Raw genomic sequence first — 15318 nt, forward strand, 5'->3', positions numbered from 1 at the left:
TGTAATGACTCCCGCAAGGAAAAATTGTTAGCGCAAACAATTTGGTGGGCTGCTCTCGTTTCAGCCGCGGCTGCTGTCCCGCTCCACAACCGTGTAGTCAATGGAGACCACACGCTGCTCCCGTCCCCTGTCAGCCATCCGCTCCGTCAGCAGGCGCAGGGCTTCGCTGGCAATCTTCCGCTTGTCAAAGGAGACGGTGGTCAAAGAGGGCACGGCGTAGCGGCCGTCGGCGATGTCATCGAAGCCGGCCACCGCAAGGTCGTCCGGTATCCGCAGGCCCCTCTTCCAGAGCACGCTCAGGGCGCCGATGGCCATGGAGTCCGTGAAGCAGAACAACGCCTCCGGAACGGGATGCGAGTCCAGGTAGTCGGTGAGTGCATCCGCAGCGGTCTGCGGCGTCCATTTTTCGCAGGGAATCAGCAGCGAGTCGTCCCGGTCGATGCCGAGGATCCCCAGTGCTTCTTCATAGCCTTGCGTTCTCTGGATCGCCGCGGCCGACCCCCTGCCCTGGGCGGTTCCCAGGACGGCGATCCGGCGGCGCCCGGATTTGGCCAGGGCCAGTGTCATGTCCCGCGCGGCCCCGACGCTGTCAACGTGCACGCGGTCGGCGAGCTTTTGCGTGACCTCGCCGAGCAGGACCACGGGCGGCAGGGCAACGCCCACCTGGACGGCGCTCTCGTCCAGCACCACGGGGTTCAGGATCAGCCCGTCGATGAGATTGGAGCGGGCGCGCACCATGAGTTCGTGCTCGCGGTGGGGATCTGAGCCGGTTTCCTCGAGCTGGACGATCCAGCCCTGCTCGTGCGCCACTTCAACAATATGGTGGGCAATTTCTGCCGAGTACGGCGTGCCAAGGTCAGGCAGTGCCAGCGCAATCACCCCGGACCTCCCGTTCCGGAGCCCGCGGGCGGAAAGGTTGGGCACGTAATCCAGTTCAAGGATGGCCTGCTCCACCTTGGACCGGGTGGCCCCGCTCACCGGAACGATCCCGTTCATCACGTTCGAGACAGTTTTGGGTGAAACACCGGCACGGCGGGCAACATCCTTGACCGTTGCGCGCAATGCTCCCCTTCCAAAACGTTCCGGGGCCACGGCCGGCAGCGAGTGATTGCCGCCGCGGGTGGCCTGCTGATGATGTTACCTCCAGATTGGGCGGGCGGCGGCCGAACCCTAAGCCTTCACGCTTGTGCTCAAGCTCGGCGGCCCGAGCCCGCTCGAGGGGCGGCTGCGGCGATTTCGACGATTGCCTCTACTTCCACCGCGAAGCCCAGCGGAAGGGAACTGACCCCGATAGCTGATCGGGCCGGCAGCTGCTCCGCGCCGAACGCTATGGCCAGCACTTCGGTGGCACCGTTGGCAACAAGATGGTGCTCGGTGAACTCGGGTGTGCTGTTCACAAAGATGAGGGCCTTCAGGACGCGGGCCACCCGGTCCAGTCCGCCGAGGTGGCCGCGCACAGTACTGAGCAGGGAAAGCATGACGGCCCGCGCCGCTTCCTTTCCTTCCGCCGTCGTCAGGTCCGCACCCAGCTTGCCGCAATGGATCGGCGCTCCGTCCGCGAACGCCCCGTGCCCGGAAACATGGAGGATTTCCCCGTGCTGAGCGACGAGGTTAAAGGTTCCCACCAGCGGGTGCGGTGGCGGCAAGGTCAACCCGGCCGCGGCAAGCTTCTGCTCGGGTGTCACGTATAGGTCCTTTCCAGGCTGCTCACGCGGCGAGGCTACTCCAGTGAGGCCGCAAGCGGAAGCGGACGACGACGGGAGGTTTCCCGCCGTCGTCCCCGGACTCGGCTAACTCATGGCAAGCGCGCGGTGCTTACCAGGAGTCCGGGGTGTGGGAGTGGTTCGTCCCGTTCTTGTAGACCCGGCCGCGCTGGGACTGCCGTTCCCCCACGTGGCGGGCCGGCTGCGAGGCCCGCTTGCGGCGCTGGCGGGACGAGGTCACCACCATGCCTGTCACGACGGCGGCGATGACGCCCAAAAATGCAATGCCGAATGCCAGGTCCATCTCAGTCCTCTTTAGCTCCCGCCGAGCCGCTTATAATTCAAGTATGTGAACAGGCTGCACATATCAGGCAACACTCATGCATACCACTACGGAAGAGCAAACATGACGGACGACCGCGGCAACCCCACAGTCAAATCAGCGGACCGGGCCCTGACCGTGGTTGAATTTGTCGCCGGCCGGGGATCCGCCAGCTTCACGGAAATCCTCGAAGGACTGGGCCTTCCGCGGTCAAGCGTCCACGGCCTCCTAAATACGCTCTGCGCGGCGGGCTGGCTGGACCACAACAGCGCGAACAAGCAGTACTCGCTGGGGCTTCGGGCATGGCAGGTGGGGCAGCTTTATACCGGGCATCAGACTCTGGCCAACGTGGCCAAACCTGTTATGGACCGCCTCTCCGCCTCCCTCGGCGAGACCGTTCAGCTTGCCCTCCTGGACGGCGTCGAAAACGTCTACATCGCCATCAGCCAGGCACCCGGAGGCATGCGCCTGGGCTCCTCTGTGGGCATGCGGCTGCTGGCCCACGCCACTGGCATCGGCAAAGCCCTGCTCAGCATGCTTGATCCCGGGGAGTCCCGGAAACGCCTCGAATCGGTGGCACTTCCGAGGCTCACCGACAAGACCGTGACTGACGTCGAGGACCTCACGGCGCTTGTCGCGGCAGCAAAGACGAACGGTTTTGCCCTTGACGATGAGGAATACCTGGCGGGCTGCCGCTGCGTTGCAGTTCCCCTGACCAGTAAGTCCGGCGGCGGGATGTACGCCGCCCTCTCCGTCACCATGCCAACCGCCAGGACCGACGCCGATTGGCCCGGCAGCATCCTGAGGCCACTGGTGGCCGCCTCCCAGGAAATCCGCGCCCTCCTGGGGGTCAGGGAGCCGGACCTGGTGATCCCCACGGACAGTTCTAATGCCGCCGAGCGGGACAGTTCGAAGCGGACTGCGTAGCACTCGAATTCATGCTTGCACCCTCCTGTGAGCTGTGCCATACTCAATCTCGTTCACATCCGTGAACAGCAATTCATAATCATGAACTCGATGAGGAGTTTAGCGTGTCACTTCCAAGGACAGCTCCCACCAGCGAAGCGCTGGCACCGATCGTCAGGCGTGTTACTCGCAGGCTGATTCCCGTACTCCTGCTGATGTACATCCTGGCGTTCCTGGACCGCGCCAACCTGGGATTCGCCAAGGCCGCCTTCCAGGCGGATACCGGCCTCTCCGATGCAGCCTATGCACTCGGGGCGGGCATCTTCTTCCTTGGCTACGCGGCCTTGGAGGTTCCCAGCAACATCCTCATGCGCAAGCTCGGCGCCAAGATCTGGCTGGCCCGGATCATGATCAGCTGGGGCATCGTCTCGGCACTGATGATGTTTGCGCAGACCGAGTGGGCCTTCTACATTCTCCGGGTGCTCCTCGGGATCACCGAAGCCGGATTCTTCCCCGGCGTCATCCTCTACCTGACCTACTGGATCCCCACCCAGTTCCGGGGCCGCGTCAACGGCCTGTTCTACTTCGGAGCACCGCTCGCGTTCATCTTCGGCGGCCCGCTCTCAGGCATGCTTCTTGACCTTGACGGCCTGGGTGGCCTGCAGGGGTGGCAGCTCATGTTCATCGTCACCGGCGCACTGACCGTGGCCGTCGGAATCTGGGCCTTCTCCTACCTCGACAACGGCCCGGCCGACGCCAAGTGGCTGAACGAAGACGAGCGCGCCACCCTGACTGCAGCACTCGACGCGGAGGACCAGGTCAAGGCAGACCACTCCCCGAAGGGTGCCCTTCGCGCCTTGGCGAACCCGAAAGTCCTCTACTTCTGCGTCATTTACTTCACCATCCAGATGAGCGTCTACGGCGTCACGTTCTACCTGCCCACCCAGATCGCCAAACTGGTGGGCGCGAAGGTGGGCCTCGGCGTCGGGCTGATGACGGCTGTTCCGTGGGGAATCGCGATGCTCGCCACGTTCCTGCTGAGCCGCCTCGCGGACAAAACCGGCAAGCGCCGGCTCGTGGCCACAGCATCACTGGCGGCGGCAGCGCTCGGCATTCTTGGCTCCGCACTGACGGACAACCCTGTCATGGGACTGGCAGCGCTCTCCCTTGGAGCAGCCGGCTTCATCTCCGTGCAGCCGGTGTTCTGGACGCTTCCCACCGGCATGCTCGTGGGCGCCGCCGCAGCCGGCGGAATCGCGCTCATCAACTCGATCGGAAGCCTGGGCGGGTTTGTCGCACCCATCGCCAAGACCTGGGCGGAAGCCTCCTTCGGCCCCAACGCAGGGCTTTTCCTCCTGGCCTTCACGGCACTCCTGGGAGCAGTCCTGCTGTTCAACAGCCACCGGATCAGCAAAATCGTTGACACGAATCCGCTGGCCCAGCCCATTTCCGAGAAGGTGCACTAATGCGAGTACTTGAACTGAAAGACTTCCGGCAGCTCGTGGTGGCGGACCGCAACGAACCGGCCGCCGGCCCGGGCGAAGTACTCATCGACGTCGTCGCCACCGGCATCTGCGGATCGGACATCCACGGATACACGGGGGAAAACGGACGCCGCGTCCCGGGACAGGTCATGGGCCACGAAACAGTGGGCCGCATTGCCTCCCTGGGAACCGGCACGGACAGCTTCGGCTTCACCGTCGGGCAGCCGGTGACCTTCAACCCGCTCATCAGCTGCAACTCCTGCGAAGCGTGCGACGCCGGCCAGCAGCAGCACTGCCCGGAGCGCACCGTCATCGGCGTGAACCCCGCGATCGTGTCCGCCTTTGCCGAACAGCTTGCGGTTCCCGCGGAGAACGTCGTGGCCCTCTCCGCCGCAACACCGATCGTTTACGGGGCCCTGATTGAGCCCCTGGCAGTCGCCTTCCACGCTGTCCGCCGCGCCCGGATCCAGCCGGGGCACAAGGTCCTGGTGATCGGCGGCGGCCCGATCGGCCAGTCCGTCATCCTCGCGGCACTCCAGGAAGGCGCGGCCCAGGTCCTCGTATCCGAAATGGACCCCGCCCGGCGGGCGCTCTGCGAGCGCCTGGGCGCCACAGCCCTCGACCCCGCGGCGGGCCAGCTGGATGAGCAGGTCAGGACCCACTTTGGCCGGCTCGCAGATACCACCGTGGACGCCGTCGGCATCAAACCCACGATGGCCAGCGCCCTCGACGCCACCAAGTTCGGCGGCGTCGTCTCGCTGGTCGGCATGGGCTCGCCCGAGCTGGCCTTCAGTGCCTACCGTGTGTCAACGGAGGAACGGGAGATAGTCGGCAGCTTCTGCTACAACAACAAGGACTTCCGCGATGCAGCCGTCTGGGTGGACCAGGGCTCCCCGGTGCTGGCGGAACTGATCAGCCGTGAAGTCTCCATGGAGGACGCCGACGCCGCGTTCGCCGGGCTCGCGGCAGCCGACGGCACGGCCGGCAAAGTACTGATCCGCCTCGATTCAGCAAGGAATGGCCAATGAGCATCGAAAACCGCATCCGCCACGTCCGCGCCTACACCCTGCGCGGCGGCGGAGCCGACTACCACGACCAGGATGCCGGGCACTGGATCGATGATCACATCGCCACGCCCATGTCCGTCTATCCGGAATACCGGCAGTCCCGCCAGAGCTTCGGGCTGAACGTCCTGGGCACGCTCGTCGTGGAGATCGAGGCCGACGACGGCACCGTGGGCTTCGCCGTCACCACGGCAGGCGAACTCGGCGCCTTCATCGTGGAGAAGCACCTTGCCAGGTTTGTCGAGGGTGCCCGCGTCACGGACATCGAAAAAATCTGGGACCAGATGTACAAGTCCACCCTGTTCTATGGCCGCAAGGGCGTGGTGCTCAACGCCATCAGCGCAGTGGACCTGGCGCTCTACGACCTCCTCGGAAAGATCCGGCAGGAGCCCGTCTACGCCCTGCTGGGCGGCCCGGTCAGGGACGAGCTGACCATGTACGCAACAGGCGCCCGGCCCGACGTCGCCAAGAAGCTCGGCTTCATCGGCGGAAAGATGCCCCTGCACCATGGGCCGGCCGAGGGTGAGGAGGGGCTGCGCAAGAACCTGGAGATGATCCGGGACATGCGCGAGAAGGTGGGTGACGAATCCGGCTCATGCTGGACTGCTGGATGTCCCTTGACCTCGAATACGCCACCCGGCTGGCGCACGGCGCGGCGGAGTACAACCTCAAATGGATCGAAGAGGCACTCCCTCCGGATGACTACTGGGGCTACGCCAAGCTCAAGAAGCAGGTCCCGCCCAAGATGTTGGTAACCACCGGCGAGCACGAGGCCACCCGCTGGGGTTTCAAGCTGCTGCTGGACATGGAGTGCGCGGACATCCTTCAGCCCGACGTCGGATGGTGCGGCGGCATCACCGAGCTGACCAAGATCTCGGCGATGGCCGACGCAGCCGGTGCCCTGGTGATCCCGCACGGTTCGTCCGTGTACTCGTACCATTTCGTTGTCACCCGGACCAACAGCCCGTTCGCCGAGTTCCTTATGATGCATCCAACAGCTGAGGAAGTGGTGCCCATGTTCTCGCCCATGCTGCTCGGCGAGCCGGTGCCGGTGAACGGCAAGCTCAAGGTCCCGGAGACGCCGGGCTTCGGCGTCGAGCTGAATCCCGCGCTGGAGAAGCTGCGGCCGTACACGCACTGACCCGTCACGCCCGCAGATCACCACCAAGAACACGAACAGGAACACTCTCAATGGAACTCATGCGCATTGGCGAACCCGGCAAGGAAATCCCGGTAGCCACGCAGGACGGAAAATACTTCGACCTGCGCTCCATCACCGCGGACATAGACGGCGAATTCCTCGGCGGGGGCGGCATCGCCAAAGCCCGGGCCGCCGTCGCATCCGGCCTCCCCGAACTCGACGGTGCGGCGTCGCTGCGCGTCGGTGCTCCGGTCGCCAGGCCCGGTGCCGTGCTGTGCATCGGCCAGAACTACGCCGCGCATGCCGCGGAATCGGGTGACGCGCCGCCGTCGGTCCCTATCCTGTTCTTCAAGCACCCCAACACCGTGGTGGGCGCTTTTGACCATGTGGTCATCCCGCCGGGGGCAGAGAAGTGGACTGGGAGGTTGAACTCGCGGTGGTCATCGGCAAACGGGCCTCCTACCTCGCTTCGCCGGAGGAGGCGCTGGACTATGTTGCCGGCTATGCCGTCAGCAATGACGTTTCCGAACGCGCTTACCAGGTGGAGCACTCGGGCGGCCAGTGGTCAAAGGGCAAATGCTGCGCCACGTTCAACCCCCTGGGCCCCGCGCTGGTCCCGGCAGAGGAAGTGGGCGATCCGCAGCAGCTGCGCCTGCGCTCAGCCGTCAACGGTGAGACCAGGCAGGATTCCACCACGGCAGACATGATCTTCTCCGTGGCGCACATCGTCTGGCATCTTTCCCAGTACCTGGTCCTGGATCCGGGCGACATCATCAACACCGGAACACCCCAGGGTGTGGCGCTGTCCGGCAAGTTCCCCTACCTGCGCGAAGGGGACTCCATGGAAATCTCCATCGAGAAGCTCGGCAGGCAGGAGCAGAAACTGGTCAGTTACCAGCGGTAGCGCCTGAGGCTTCGGATAGGAGCGGACGACGGCGGGAGGTTTCCCGCCGTCGTCCGCTTTCTGTCTGTTGGGACACGGCAGCGCCCCGCTTCTAGAGCTGCCCGGTGGGTCTGCTGTCCTTGACATCGCCACGCCAGGCGCCGGTTTCGGTCCCCCGCGATTCAATGAAGTCCTTGAACTTCCGCATGTCGGCCTTGACCTGCATCTCGTCGATCTTCAGCGCGGCGCCTGCCTTTTCAGTGACGGTTTCCGGCGCCCATTCGAAATGGACTTTGACCTTCGTGTGATTGGCATCCAACGGCGTGAACCTGATGATGCCGGCGTGGGACTTGCCGTCGGTGCTGCGCCAGGCGATCCGGTCGTCAGGCTCCTGGTCGACTATTTCCGTATCGAACTCCCGCTGGACCCCACCCACCTTGGTGACCCAGTGGTTGGTGGTGTCGGTCAGCTGGGTTACGGATTCCACCCCGGACATGAACTGCGGAAAGGATTCGAACTGGGTCCACTGGTTGTACGCGGTCCGCACCGGAACTGCGACTTCAACGGTCTCTTCAACATGTTCCATCTGCTTCCTCCTGTCATGACGGACGGCCGCAACGACGGACCGGCAGCACGTGCCATCCTGCCAGTCAGGCAGCCGCCACCTCTGCACGATAAGTCCGGCGGCCACCTGTGTCCAGACCTTCGGAATCCCCAGGACGTAGGCTACTGAATAGGCCGGACGTCTCCTGACCGGCTTCGGCTCCCGAAGGGAACATCGAGTGGACAGCAATCCTGGTACGTGGTTCTTAAGCGGCAGCGAGAGGGGGAACACAGCCACCGACGTGCACGCGGAAGGTGCGGGCTCGGCGTCGTGGTCGGAGGGCAACCTCGTGCGGCCCCTGGTTCACGGGGCCACCTACTTTGCCCGGCTGCATGAGGAGCTGTCCGCCCTGCAGGCGGGAGACCGTGTGTGGTTCACCGACTGGCGTGGCGACGCCGACGAGCGGCTGACGGCGGACGGTCCGGCGATCGGTGACTTGCTGGCGAGTCTGGCCCGGGCCGGAGTGGAAGTGCGCGGCCTGATCTGGAGATCCCACGGCGAGCGCGTGTCTGCCCCGATGAGTTGGCGGTCCAACGAACTCCTCAGCCGCCAGATTAACGACGCCGGCGGCGAGGTGCTGCTGGATCAGCGGGTGCGGCTTTTCGGCTGCCATCACCAGAAGCTGTTCGTCATCCGCCGCCGTGATGACCCTTCGCAGGACGTGGCGTTCGTGGGCGGGATCGACCTCTCGCACAGCCGCCGGGACGACGCCGATCACGCGGGAGACCCGCAGGCGGTGGCCATGGATCCGCGGTACGGGAAACAACCGCCGTGGCACGATGCCGCGCTCGAACTCCGTGGCCCGGTGGTGGCGGATGTGCTGGAGCTGTTCGCGGAGAGATGGAATGACCCCCATCCGCTGGACCGGCGCACGCCGTACCGGATGCTGCTGCAGCGCCTGGCGGATATGCCCCGGCACCCCGAGCCGCTGCCGGAGACCGCGCCGCCGCCGCCACCGGCCGGCCCCCACGCCGTGCAGCTGCTGCGCACCTACGGCGTGAAGCATCCGCCGTTCCCCTTCGCGCCCCGCGGCGAGCGGAGCGTTGCCCGGGCCTACACCAAAGCTTTCGGCCTGGCCCGCTCCCTCATTTACATCGAGGACCAGTACCTGTGGTCGGCAGAGGTCGCCGACGGAATCGCAGCCGCCCTGGAGCAGAACCCCGGGCTGAACGTGATCGCCGTGGTGCCGCGCTACCCGGACTCCGACGGTCCGATCGGGGGGCCACCCAAGCGGCTCGGGCAACTGCGGGCCATCGAGAGGATCCGCCGCGTTGCACCCGAGAGGTTCGGCGTGTTCAATCTGGAAAACAGGGCCGGGACCCCGATCTATGTCCATGCCAAGGTCTGCATCATCGACGACACCTGGTTCACAACCGGCTCGGACAACTTCAACCGCCGGTCCTGGACCACGGACAGCGAGCTGACCTGCGCGGTCATCGACACCACAGCCGGTGAAGCGGCTCCCAGCCCGTTGGCCCACAACCTCCGGCGCCAACTGTGGGCCGAACACCTGGGCCTGGACGAGGATGATCCCCGGCTCCATTCCCCGACGGACGGGCTCAAACTGTGGAACGCCACCGCCAATGCCCTGGACAACTGGCACACCACCGCCAACCGCCCGCTACGCCCCGCGGGCCATGTCCGCCACCACACCACAGAACCGGTAACACGCCTTCAGCGGCTCTGGGCTGATCCTGTCAACCGCCTGCTGGTGGACCCGGACGGCCGCCCCCGCAAGCTGCGCTACACCACCCGGTTCTAGGCAAGCTCGTCAAGGACGTGCCCGCTCATCTAGTGGTGCGCGCTGAGGACCGCCGAATCCCTGGCCCGCCCCTCACGCAGGCCGGCCTGGCATTCAGCCGCCCGCCCGGCGACATCGCCGTGGACGGCGGACGTAATGGCCTCGACAACAGCGATCTGGCCGGTGGTGTCAGGGACGCCGGGAAACTGCACCTGCGGAGATTCGGCTGCAGCTGCGGGCGCCTCGTTCGTGGCGCGCATGCGGAGGATCGCGATGGCCGAGATCAGGCACCAGGCGATGTTCGTGACCACTGAAGGCCAGGCTTCGTGGACTGCACCATTGATGATGAATGCACATGCACCGATGAGGTTGGCCACCTGGAAGCGCTTGCCGGCCTTCAGCCAGCCCATGGAGACTGACAGGTAGGCAGACAGGATCAGCACCGCCCCTGACCAGCCTGCAATTTCCCACAGCAGTTCCATGATGTCCTTTCAGAGGTGATGTGGTTTAACAGCAATTATGAATACGGCCCACCTTTAGAGCAATTGCATTCCACTGAAGATGTGGTTTAGAACTGCTTAATATGGATATCGATCCGCGCAGACTCCGCGTCCTCCTTGCGATTGCCCGCACCGGCGGGGTGCTCGCCGCGGCTGATGAACTGGGAATCAGCCCGTCCGCCGTCTCGCAGCAGCTCACCAAACTGGAGGATGAGACGGGGCACGCCTTGGTGGTGCGCACGCCCAAGGGTTCAGTGCTGACACCCGCAGGCCTTGCCGTGGCGGAGGCCGGTGAGGAGATTGAACGCGCACTCAACGTCGCCCGCGCACGCATCGAAGGCGGCGCCAGGATCGCTGGAGTGGTCCGCGTGGGCGGATTCACCAGCTTTATCCGGACGGTGCTGATCCCCCGCCTTCCTGAATGGCGCGCCCGGTACCCGCAGCTGCAGATCCGGATTGTCGAGGACGATCTGCCTGCCATGATGCGGCTTCTCCGCCAACGCCAACTCGACGCCGTCGTGGTGGAGCTCGATTCGACCACGGCCGAGCAGCGTTCACTTCCCGCCGGACTGACCGAGGAGCCCCTGCTGGACGAGCCATGGAAGCTGGTGGTTCCCGCCGGGGCCCTCCTCACCACGGAGAATATCGATCTTGCCCGGCTGCCGCTACCGTGGATCGGCGTCGAGCCCACAGCCGCGAACGCCTCGGTGCTCGGCCGCCTCCGCCAGTCCACGGGCACCCAGATGGAAACGGTTCATCAGTACCAGGAGACGCTCACCGCCCTCGCCCTCGTCGCGGCGGGAGAAGGTATTGCGATCCTGCCTACGTTGGCGTTAAGCGGCGTCGCCCACGACGGGGTGGATGTCCTGGACGTCCCGGGCCTCGGAACGAGGCGTATTGTCCTCCGGCGGTTCGACCGGCGGCAGTCAACCACCACCCCGGTGGACACCGTCGCACGCCTGCTGCGGGAATCGGCCGCCGCGTTCGACACCCGCACGGCATCCTGAAGCACCGCCGCGGTGAGCGGACGACGGGAAACAACGACGGCGGGCCCCGCCGTCGTCGGCCCCTGAAAGTGCGCTCGTCACGGCTTAGGCAATAGTCTGGCCAGATGGGGACCAAAGCCGTGAACGCCGGCGAACAGATGGACAGGCAGTCGCGCATCCTCGAGGCGGCGCTGGATCTGCTGTCCCGCCATGGGATTTCGGGCGTGAGCATGCGGGCCGTGGCCCGCGAGGCCGGTGTGGCGCTCGGCCTGGTGAACTACTACTTTGATGACAAGACGAGCCTGATACGGGCAGCCCTGCGCCGGGTGGACGAACACGACCTTCTGCTTGTGGCGCCTGACCCGTCGTCAGGCCCGGAGGAACAACTGCGGAAGGCCCTGCGGCGGGTGGCGGCCGCCGACCTGCTGACCACCCGCTACCTGTCCCTGCGCCTCCACCTGTGGGCCCTCGCCCAGGCGGACGAGGGCTATGCACAGATCAACGCCGAGGCCTTTGACCGCTATCTTGACGGCCTCGCTGCCCTCGTTTCCAGCGCTCTGCCCGGCCTTTCCTGGGAAGCGTGCAGGGAACGGGCGGCTGACATTGTCGTCATCCAGAACGGCATGTGGCTGACCACTCTTCTCGGCGTTGATGAGGCCTCCATCCAGCGCAGCATCGCCCGTACGGAGCAGATCGCCTTCGCACCGCTTCCGGAGTAGGCCCGCCACGTAGCATTGAACGACTGTTCAAAAAAGTATTGAACAGTCGTTCAATCTCGGCTACTGTCCTTCGTATGACCTACGCCACACCCCTTCGGGACGTCCCCCAAACCGCAATAACTGACACAGCATCCACCCTGTTCATCAACGGCGCCTGGGAGCCGGCCGCCTCCGGCGCTGTCCGCGAAATCCGCAACCCTGCCGACGGCGAACCGGTGGCCACGGTGTCCGAGGCCGGCCGGGAGGACGCGGAACGCGCCATCGCCGCAGCCCGGGCAGCCTTCGATTCCGGAATCTGGTCCTCCGTTCCGGCCCCGGAGCGCGGCACCTTCCTGCTCAAGGTTGCCGCCGGACTGCGGGAACGCCGGGAGAGCTTCGCCCGCGCCGAGTCGCTGGACACCGGCAAGCGCCTGGTCGAGAGCCGGATCGACATGGACGATATTGCCGCCTGCTTCGAGTACTTCGGCAGGATCGCCGGGCAGCAGGCGGGCCGCATCGTCGACGCCGGGAACGCCGCCGTCGTCAGCAAAATCGTCTACGAACCCGTGGGCGTCTGCGGCCTGATCACACCCTGGAACTACCCCTTGCTCCAGGCCGCATGGAAGATTGCACCCGCACTGTCCGCCGGCTGCACCTTCGTCCTCAAGCCCTCCGAGCTGACCCCTTCCACCGCCATCCTCGCCATGCAGCTGCTGCAGGACCTCGGCCTCCCGGACGGCGTGGCCAACCTCGTGACCGGCGCCGGTGCGGAGGCGGGCGCCCCCCTCTCGGAACACCCCGCCGTCGATCTCGTCTCCTTCACCGGCGGGCTGGAAACCGGCAAGCGGATCGCGGCGGCGGCCGCCGGCACCGTCAAGAAAGTGGCGCTGGAGCTCGGCGGGAAAAACCCCAACGTGGTGTTCGCGGACGCGGACTTCGACGCCGCCGTCGACAACGCCCTGAACGGCGCGTTCGTCCACTCCGGCCAGGTCTGCTCGGCCGGGGCGCGGCTGGTGGTGGAGGAATCCATCGCCGAACGCTTCGTGGACGAGCTGGTCCGCCGCGCCCGGGACATCCGGCTGGGCGGCCCCTTTGACGACGACGCCGAAACCGGGCCGCTGATTTCCGCGGACCACCGCGACAAGGTCAACGCCTATGTCCAGCGCGGCATCCAGGAGGGTGCCCGGCTGCGGACCGGCGGCGCGGCACCTGTCGGGGAGAAGTACGACGGCGGGTTCTACTACCAGCCCACGGTCCTGGACCGCGTCGAGCGGGGAATGTCAGTGGTCATCGACGAGGCGTTCGGCCCGGTGGTCACGGTGGAGACGTTCCGCACCGAGGACGAAGCAGTGGCCACCGCCAACGACACCGTCTACGGGCTGGCCGGCGCGGTCTGGACCCAGGACGCCGGCAAGGCGCAGCGCGTGGCATCCCGGCTGCGGCACGGCACCGTCTGGATCAACGACTACCACCCCTACCTCCCCCAGGCCGAGTGGGGCGGCTTCGGCCAGTCCGGCGTCGGCCGCGAACTGGGGCCCACGGGACTGGCCGAATACCAGGAAGCCAAACACATCTACCAGAACACCAGCCCGCAGGTCACCGGCTGGTTTGCTGACCACAGCAAGGAGAACTAGATGCACTACGACAACATCGACGACGTCACCGAGCGCGGGTTCGACTACGTCGTCATCGGCGGCGGATCCGCCGGTGCCGCCGTCGCCGCCCGGCTGAGCGAGGACCCGGACGTGACCGTGGCCCTCGTGGAGGCCGGACCGGATGACCGCAACCTGCCCGAAATCCTGCAGCTGGACCGCTGGATGGAGCTGCTCGAATCCGGCTACGACTGGGACTACCCGGTGGAACCGCAGGAAAACGGGAATTCATTTATGCGCCACGCCCGTGCCAAGGTGATGGGCGGCTGCTCGAGCCACAACTCCTGCATCGCCTTCTGGGCGCCCCGGGAAGACCTGGACGAGTGGGAGTCCAGGTACGGTGCCACCGGCTGGAACGCCAACACCGTCTGGCCCCTCTACAAGCGGCTGGAAACCAATGAGGACGCCGGGCCGGACGCACCCCACCACGGGGACTCAGGACCCGTGCACCTGATGAACGTCCCCCCGGTGGATCCCGCCGGCGTCGCGCTCCTGGACGCCTGCGAACAGACTGGCATTCCGCGAGCGAAGTTCAACACCGGCGCCACGGTGATCAACGGCGCCAACTTCTTCCAGATCAACCGCCGCGCGGACGGCACCCGGGCCTCCAGTTCGGTCTCCTACATCCACCCGATCGTCGACCGTGACAACTTCACCCTGCTCACAGGCCTCCGCGCCCGCCAGCTGGCGTTCGACGCGGACAAGCGCTGCACCGGCGTAGACGTGGTGGACTCGGCCTTCGGCCGGAGCCACCGGCTCACCGCGCACCGTGAAGTCATTCTCTCCACCGGCGCCATCGACTCGCCCAAGCTGCTGATGCTCTCCGGCATCGGCCCCGCAGCGCACCTGGCCCAGCACGGCATCGAGGTGCTGGTGGACTCCCCCGGCGTGGGCGAAAACCTGCAGGACCACCCCGAAGGCGTGGTCCAGTTCGAAGCCCGGCAGCCCATGGTGCAGACCTCCACCCAGTGGTGGGAAATCGGGATCTTCACCCCCACCGAGGAAGGACTGGACCGGCCGGACCTGATGATGCACTACGGCTCGGTCCCGTTCGACATGAACACCCTGCGGCACGGCTACCCCACCACGGAGAACGGGTTTTCCCTCACCCCGAACGTCACCCACGCCCGCTCCCGCGGCACGATTCGGTTGCGAAGCCGCGACTTCCGCGACAAGCCCATGGTGGATCCGCGCTACTTCACGGATCCGGACGGCCACGACATGCGCGTCATGGTGGCCGGCATCCGCAAGGCCCGCGAAATCGCCGCGCAGCCCGCCATGGCCGAATGGACCGGCCGTGAGCTGTCGCCCGGTGTCGAAGCGCAGACGGACGAGGAACTGCGGGAGTACATCCGCAAGACCCACAACACCGTGTATCACCCCGTGGGCACCGTCCGGATGGGCCCGGCCGACGACGATATGTCACCGCTGGATCCCGAGCTGCGGGTCAAGGGCGTCACCGGCCTGCGCGTGGCGGATGCTTCCGTGATGCCTGAACACGTCACGGTCAACCCCAACATCACCGTCATGATGATCGGCGAGCGCTGCGCCGATCTCATCCGCGCCGGCCATACCGCCGGCGGCGCTGCAAAGGAAGAGGTTGAGCTCAGCCCGTCCTTCGCCTGAGGGGCAAG

Annotated in this window: 15 protein-coding genes and 1 pseudogene; 11 read left to right on the plus strand and 5 right to left on the minus strand. The window is 65.8% G+C overall.

Annotated elements, in window-relative coordinates; all coding sequences use genetic code 11:
- Window positions 1–60 precede the first annotated feature (60 nt).
- From ABIA70_RS19390 to ABIA70_RS19400, 3 genes are all read right to left on the minus strand, one after another.
- Entirely contained in the window at window positions 61–1062 is a 1002-nt protein-coding gene (locus tag ABIA70_RS19390) for a LacI family DNA-binding transcriptional regulator (protein WP_354149207.1), read from the minus strand.
- A 128-nt stretch (window positions 1063–1190) separates the two neighbouring features.
- Entirely contained in the window at window positions 1191–1685 is a 495-nt protein-coding gene (locus ABIA70_RS19395; protein ID WP_354149208.1) for a RidA family protein, read from the minus strand.
- Window positions 1686–1815: 130 nt separating this feature from the next.
- Window positions 1816–2007 (minus strand): hypothetical protein, encoded by a 192-nt coding sequence (locus tag ABIA70_RS19400; protein ID WP_354149209.1) that lies wholly within the window; start codon window positions 2005–2007, stop codon window positions 1816–1818.
- Between the two features lie 102 nt (window positions 2008–2109).
- Between ABIA70_RS19400 and ABIA70_RS19405 the strand changes: the two genes are divergently transcribed.
- From ABIA70_RS19405 to ABIA70_RS19430, 6 genes and pseudogenes are all read left to right on the plus strand, one after another.
- Complete coding sequence (locus ABIA70_RS19405; RefSeq protein ID WP_354149210.1) at window positions 2110–2952, plus strand: IclR family transcriptional regulator; 843 nt, start codon at window positions 2110–2112, stop codon at window positions 2950–2952.
- A gap of 104 nt (window positions 2953–3056) precedes the next feature.
- Window positions 3057–4397 carry an MFS transporter gene (locus ABIA70_RS19410; RefSeq protein ID WP_354149211.1) on the plus strand — a complete coding sequence of 447 codons (1341 nt, stop codon included), beginning with the start codon at window positions 3057–3059 and terminating at the stop codon, window positions 4395–4397.
- Entirely contained in the window at window positions 4397–5443 is a 1047-nt protein-coding gene (locus ABIA70_RS19415; protein ID WP_354149212.1) for a zinc-dependent alcohol dehydrogenase, read from the plus strand. Before ABIA70_RS19410 ends, ABIA70_RS19415 begins: the two co-directional genes overlap by 1 nt.
- Entirely contained in the window at window positions 5440–6234 is a 795-nt protein-coding gene (rhmD, locus tag ABIA70_RS19420) for an L-rhamnonate dehydratase (RefSeq protein WP_354149213.1), read from the plus strand. Before ABIA70_RS19415 ends, rhmD begins: the two co-directional genes overlap by 4 nt.
- The gene (locus ABIA70_RS19425) at window positions 6120–6620 is read left to right on the plus strand and encodes an enolase C-terminal domain-like protein (RefSeq protein ID WP_354149281.1); all 501 of its coding nucleotides are present in this window, start codon (window positions 6120–6122) and stop codon (window positions 6618–6620) included. Before rhmD ends, ABIA70_RS19425 begins: the two co-directional genes overlap by 115 nt.
- Window positions 6621–6670: 50 nt before the next feature.
- Window positions 6671–7524 (plus strand): annotated as a pseudogene (locus tag ABIA70_RS19430) (fumarylacetoacetate hydrolase family protein).
- Window positions 7525–7615: 91 nt separating this feature from the next.
- Here ABIA70_RS19430 and ABIA70_RS19435 read toward each other — a convergent pair.
- Window positions 7616–8089, minus strand: a complete 474-nt coding sequence (locus ABIA70_RS19435; RefSeq protein WP_354149214.1) for an SRPBCC family protein — start codon at window positions 8087–8089, stop codon at window positions 7616–7618.
- 196 nt (window positions 8090–8285) lie between these two features.
- Between ABIA70_RS19435 and ABIA70_RS19440 the strand changes: the two genes are divergently transcribed.
- A complete protein-coding gene (locus tag ABIA70_RS19440; RefSeq protein ID WP_354149215.1) occupies window positions 8286–9869 on the plus strand; it encodes a phospholipase D family protein in 1584 nt (527 codons plus the stop codon).
- Window positions 9870–9898: 29 nt separating this feature from the next.
- On the opposite strand, the gene ABIA70_RS19445 is transcribed toward ABIA70_RS19440, so the two are convergent.
- Window positions 9899–10330 carry a CBU_0592 family membrane protein gene (locus ABIA70_RS19445; protein ID WP_354149216.1) on the minus strand — a complete coding sequence of 144 codons (432 nt, stop codon included), beginning with the start codon at window positions 10328–10330 and terminating at the stop codon, window positions 9899–9901.
- A gap of 101 nt (window positions 10331–10431) precedes the next feature.
- On the opposite strand from ABIA70_RS19445, the gene ABIA70_RS19450 reads away from it, so the two are divergent.
- The 4 genes from ABIA70_RS19450 (at window position 10432) to ABIA70_RS19465 (ending at window position 15310) form a co-directional block, all read left to right on the plus strand.
- Window positions 10432–11355 carry a LysR family transcriptional regulator gene (locus tag ABIA70_RS19450; protein ID WP_354149217.1) on the plus strand — a complete coding sequence of 308 codons (924 nt, stop codon included), beginning with the start codon at window positions 10432–10434 and terminating at the stop codon, window positions 11353–11355.
- 104 nt (window positions 11356–11459) lie between these two features.
- Window positions 11460–12053 (plus strand): TetR/AcrR family transcriptional regulator, encoded by a 594-nt coding sequence (locus tag ABIA70_RS19455; protein ID WP_354149218.1) that lies wholly within the window; start codon window positions 11460–11462, stop codon window positions 12051–12053.
- 74 nt (window positions 12054–12127) lie between these two features.
- Window positions 12128–13666 carry an aldehyde dehydrogenase family protein gene (locus tag ABIA70_RS19460; protein WP_354149219.1) on the plus strand — a complete coding sequence of 513 codons (1539 nt, stop codon included), beginning with the start codon at window positions 12128–12130 and terminating at the stop codon, window positions 13664–13666.
- On the plus strand, window positions 13667–15310 hold the full coding sequence (locus ABIA70_RS19465) for a GMC family oxidoreductase (RefSeq protein WP_354149220.1): 1644 nt from the start codon (window positions 13667–13669) through the stop codon (window positions 15308–15310). It begins immediately after the preceding gene.
- Window positions 15311–15318 lie beyond the last annotated feature (8 nt).

The sequence above is a fragment of the Arthrobacter sp. 754 genome, from assembly GCF_040548695.1.
GTDB lineage: Bacteria > Actinomycetota > Actinomycetes > Actinomycetales > Micrococcaceae > Arthrobacter.

Bases quoted from the DNA above. Each gene is read 5' to 3' on its own strand.
- ABIA70_RS19455 (WP_354149218.1), top strand. From the start codon at position 11,460: ATGGGGACCAAAGCCGTGAACGCCGGCGAACAGATGGACAGGCAGTCG.
- ABIA70_RS19405 (WP_354149210.1), top strand. From the start codon at position 2,110: ATGACGGACGACCGCGGCAACCCCACAGTCAAATCAGCGGACCGGGCC.
- ABIA70_RS19465 (WP_354149220.1), top strand. From the start codon at position 13,667: ATGCACTACGACAACATCGACGACGTCACCGAGCGCGGGTTCGACTAC.
- rhmD (WP_354149213.1), top strand. From the start codon at position 5,440: ATGAGCATCGAAAACCGCATCCGCCACGTCCGCGCCTACACCCTGCGC.
- ABIA70_RS19450 (WP_354149217.1), top strand. From the start codon at position 10,432: ATGGATATCGATCCGCGCAGACTCCGCGTCCTCCTTGCGATTGCCCGC.
- ABIA70_RS19400 (WP_354149209.1), bottom strand. From the start codon at position 2,007: ATGGACCTGGCATTCGGCATTGCATTTTTGGGCGTCATCGCCGCCGTC.
- ABIA70_RS19435 (WP_354149214.1), bottom strand. From the start codon at position 8,089: ATGGAACATGTTGAAGAGACCGTTGAAGTCGCAGTTCCGGTGCGGACC.
- ABIA70_RS19460 (WP_354149219.1), top strand. From the start codon at position 12,128: ATGACCTACGCCACACCCCTTCGGGACGTCCCCCAAACCGCAATAACT.
- ABIA70_RS19445 (WP_354149216.1), bottom strand. From the start codon at position 10,330: ATGGAACTGCTGTGGGAAATTGCAGGCTGGTCAGGGGCGGTGCTGATC.
- ABIA70_RS19415 (WP_354149212.1), top strand. From the start codon at position 4,397: ATGCGAGTACTTGAACTGAAAGACTTCCGGCAGCTCGTGGTGGCGGAC.